This window comes from Psychrobacillus sp. (assembly GCF_056205495.1).
In genome coordinates this window covers 1-4,556 of sequence record NZ_JBAEAP010000437.1, presented here as the reverse complement: position 1 = coordinate 4,556, position 4,556 = coordinate 1, and the positions used below count along the sequence as shown (strand labels likewise).

Here is a 4,556-nt window from a genome sequence, read left to right as displayed (position 1 = left end):
ATTTGCTTGCAGAGGATGAAGTGACACCAATAGTCGCAGAAAAGCACTATAACCTGAAAAATATTCAATCAAACAGAGTAACTATTACTAAACCAAGCATTTCTATCGAATTGGATGCTCAATCTGAAATAACAGAGGGGATTTTCTTTACCGGTGCTTATGCAGAATTTAAAGGAGAAGGCTTTGCAGAGCATTCTGTTACCCTTGTCCCGGCAAAGGATGGAGCAATCACAGACTTCAAAGGTACAAACGTGTTTAAGGTCATTGTAGATGGTACAAATGTTAAGGAAATAAGAGGCGCAGAAAATATTCAGGAATTTGATTTTATTAACGGCGCAACAAGAGATTCTATCAAGATTACCAATTCAAAAGGGGAACCCATTGTGGTTCCTTCCTTACCTGGAGAAAACCGAGCACCAATCGCTTCCACTATACCTGCGATGAACCTAAAAGTAGGACAATCAAAGTCCATTAATTTGATGGATTACTTCTCTGATCCAGATGAGGATGAGCTGACGTTTACTTCCACATTAGGAACAATCAAAGGGTCTGTATTAACCCTTGACTTAGCAGAGGGAAATCACATAGTAGGGGTTACTGGATCAGACGGCGATAAAGAAGTAACGACTCGATTCAGTGTAGTTGTCTCATCAGCAGGCTCACCGACAGATAATTATTATAAGGATGCTCTTGGTAAAGAAGGTGCTGCGCTAAAAGCAGCTCTTCATGAGATTATTGATGACCATTCCGAATTATCTTATAGTCAAGTATGGGATGCATTGAAAGAAACAGATGAGGACCCGAAAAATAAAAATAACGTTATCTTGTTTTATTCCGGTGATTCTCGCTCCAAAACTTTAAATGGTGGAAATGTAGGACAGTGGAACCGCGAGCATACGTGGGCTAAGTCTCATGGAGATTTTGGTACAAGTAAAGGTCCTGGAACAGACATCCATCACCTCCGTCCAACAGATGTTCAAGTGAATAGTGCAAGAGGTAATCTTGACTTTGATAATGGCGGTTCGCCAGTTAGCGGCTGTAATGGCTGCTATAAGACGAAAAATTCCTTTGAGCCACCAGATAGAGTAAAGGGTGACGTTGCTCGTATTCTTTTTTATATGGCTACACGTTATGAAGCAGGGGATAAAGTAGATTTAGAGCTAAATGAAAAACTAAACAATGGCTCAAATCCTTTTCATGGAAAGCTTTCTGTTTTGCTAGAGTGGCATGAGCAAGATCCAGTAGATGAATTCGAACTTAACCGAAACAATGTTATCCAAGAGTGGCAGGGGAATCGCAATCCATTTATCGACCATCCAGAATGGGTGGAGTTAATATGGGGAGAAGCTGGTTCTTTAGCTCTTCCGAAAGCTTCGTAATAGTATTGCATCATATATATGAATAAAAAACTGGACCTCTATCCATATAGAAGGTCCAGTTTTTTATTATTTACGTTTTGTTAAGCGACCAGCTAGGAATGCAGCTGCTGCTAGTCCAATAACGGTGTTTGTTTTTTTATTGAATACTTGTTTGGTGACAAGTGCTAAGTTTTGTGGGCGTTCCGCTAGACGGCGCATGAAGTATCCATACCAGTCACTACCAAAAGGTACATATGTACAGAAGTTGTATCCTTCTTTTGCTAGTTGAAGCTGCATGTCCTTGCGGAAGCCGTAAAGCATTTGGAATTCGAATTTATCGTTAGGGATATCATTGATTTTAACAAATTGCTTCACATGATCAATCACGTTATGGTCGTGTGTCGCAATGGAGGTGAACTTGCCGTTTAGCAAATGATACTCAATCAATTGGATAAACTTACGATCAATCTCTGCTTTATCCTGATATGCGATGTTAGCTGGCTCTTTATAAGCACCTTTAACGATTCTTAAACGATAGTTTTTATATTTCTCAATATTTTCAACTGATTCATGGAAGTAGGCTTGAATTACTGTGCCGATGTTGTCGTGCTGTTCACTTAGTTCCTCCATTAGCTCAAAGGAAGGATACAAACGGCCATAGTCTTCCATATCGAAGTTAACGAAAATATCGTATTCATCCGCCAAGGCAACGATTTCTTTTAGATTTTCATAACAAAAATCGCGATCTATATCTAGTCCTAGCTGTGAAGGTTTTAAAGAGATATGTGCATCCACACCATGTTCATGTATTGCTGTAATAACCTCTAAGATTTGCTTCTTAGCAGCAGTAGCCTCTGATTTTTCGAACACGAACTCACCTAAATTATCAACCGTACAGGAGATTCCCTGTTGGTTTAGTTCTTTAATGCTCTCAATCGTTTCTTGAATATTAGTTCCTGCAACAACACTTTGTGCACCCATTTTTAAACCATATTTTTGAGCTGCACTGTTGAGTGTACGGTTTTCAGATAAAGCGATAAAAAAGTCACGTAATGCCATCTAATATCTCTCCCTCATGTTCATCAATCAATTTCTCAAGCATTATAACATATATTTTAATATTGTGATAAATGTATCTTTTTTTAATATAAATATATTTTTGCGCAAATCCCTGTATGACGGGGTTTATTATTAGAAAATAATAAAAAAATAAAATTATATGAATGCAATATACTTTTCAAAACATATTAAATATTATATGTTTTAAGTTAAAGAAGAAATTAATAGAAAGTGAGGACAAGTATGGATCAGTATATTTTAAGTTTAGAAACAATCGATACACATACGGTGGGAGAGGCAACGCGTATAGTTATCAACGGTTTTCCAGATATTGTTGGAGAGACGATGATGGAGAAAAAGGAGTATGTCAAAGAAAATTACGACCACCTTCGCAAGCTATTAATGAACGAGCCAAGAGGGCATAAAGATATGTTTGGCTCCATTTTAACTGAACCATGTAATGAAAAATGTGATATAGGAATAATTTTCATGGACAGTGGCTCCTATTTGAACATGTGTGGTCATGGTACTATTGGCACCGTTACGATGTGTTTAACTAAAGGGATTATTCCTAAAAAAGAGCTTATCTATGTAGACACGCCTTCTGGAGTTATAGAATGCAGAGCGTATTTTAAGGGAGATCAGGTGGAGAGTATCGAATTTACGAATGTCCCTGCGTTTATCTTACATAAAGGGTTATCTATCAAGTTAAATGACATAGGTGATGTATCCGTAGATATTGCATTTGGAGGAAGTTTTTTTGGGATAATCAATTCCTCTGATATAGGGGTCAATATTGACCTATCAGACAAACAAAGAATATTAGAGCTTGCTACTGAGGCAAGGGATTATATCAATCAACATATCAATATTGAACACCCAACTATTCCAAACATCCGAACCGTTGATTTGATCGAAATTACAAATAAGATTAGCGACAATCATTATAAAAATGTAGTTGTATTTGGAGACGGTCAGATTGATCGCTCACCGTGTGGAACTGGAACATGCGCTAAAATGGCTGCCCTCGAATTAGAGCCAGGAGCCTCCATTATTCAAGAAAGTATTATCGGTTCAACTTTTGAAGGAAAGGTATTAGGCAAAACAAAAGTCGCAGAAATAGATGCTATTATTCCAGCTATCAAGGGGTCTGCTTGGATTACTGGAGAGCACAGATTTATTCTTCAGGAAGCAGATATTTATGCGGAGGGTTTCGCGATTTAGAGAAGGTTTTTATTTAAAGGGGGCAAAAAAGTGGAAAAGAAATTATCGTTTTTTCAAATTGTAGCCATTGGGTTTATGTTATTTGCCATGTTCTTAGGAGCTGGTAATGTGATTTTTGCTCCAGTTTTAGGGCAGCAGGCAGGGACCAATACACCGATTGCCATGGCAGGATTCTTAGTAACTGGAGTAGGCTTAGTTTTACTAGCAATAATTGCACTGACTAAAGGTGGAGGAACTGTGGAAAAGCTGGCAAGTAGGGTTTCCCCTAAATTTGCTGTTGTTTTCTCGGTTTTGTTGTTTTTAACGTTAGGACCGATCTATGTTATTCCCAGGACTACCTCGGTAGTTTATGAGATTGCTATTAAACAGCTGATTACAGACACTAGTATGATAGGTTTATTTTTACTTGTTTTTTCTATCATTTTTATCGCTTTGACGGTTTACCTATCATGGGAGACTACTAAATTTGTTGATCGATTAGGCAAGTTAATCACGCCTGTCTTTGCAACGCTTTTAGTGATCATCGTTGCTAAATCTATTTTCACTCCGATGGGCTCTGTGTATGGACCTATGGATGGAATGGGCTACGAAACTGCCAGTGATGCATTTTTAAAAGGCTTTACGCAAGGGTACTTTACGATGGATGTATTAGCAGCGTTTGTCTTTGGTGGGATTTTTATAAAATCAATTGATGCTTTAGGTATTCGCTCTAAAAAGGAAGTATCCAAGGTGTTTATCAAGGCCGGTCTTATCACAGTAGTTGGACTAGTTCTGTTGCAGGTTTCGATGTCTTGGATCGGGGCAACTAGTATAGATGCTGTTGGCTATACAACAAACGGCGGAGAGCTGATTGCACTTGCTTCAAAAGCTCTATTTGGCCCAATTGGAATTTATTTAATTGGAATTGTTATTTTC

4 protein-coding genes are annotated in these 4,556 nt (G+C 38.1%); 3 read left to right on the top strand and 1 reads right to left on the bottom strand.

Going from position 1 to position 4,556, the window contains the following annotated elements; genetic code table 11:
- The first annotated feature begins 584 nt into the window (after nt 1-584).
- Entirely contained in the window at nt 585-1,379 is a 795-nt protein-coding gene (locus AC06OU_RS12735; RefSeq protein WP_475856221.1) for an endonuclease I family protein, read from the top strand.
- Between the two features lie 66 nt (nt 1,380-1,445).
- On the opposite strand, the gene AC06OU_RS12730 is transcribed toward AC06OU_RS12735, so the two are convergent.
- Complete coding sequence (locus AC06OU_RS12730; RefSeq protein WP_251552649.1) at nt 1,446-2,417, bottom strand: proline dehydrogenase family protein; 972 nt, start codon at nt 2,415-2,417, stop codon at nt 1,446-1,448.
- Nucleotides 2,418-2,660: 243 nt separating this feature from the next.
- Between AC06OU_RS12730 and AC06OU_RS12725 the strand changes: the two genes are divergently transcribed.
- Nucleotides 2,661-3,641 carry a proline racemase family protein gene (locus AC06OU_RS12725; protein WP_475856219.1) on the top strand — a complete coding sequence of 327 codons (981 nt, stop codon included), beginning with the start codon at nt 2,661-2,663 and terminating at the stop codon, nt 3,639-3,641.
- Between the two features lie 30 nt (nt 3,642-3,671).
- Nucleotides 3,672-4,556: branched-chain amino acid transport system II carrier protein (gene brnQ / locus AC06OU_RS12720; protein ID WP_475856217.1), on the top strand; the 885-nt coding region annotated here is incomplete at its 3' end.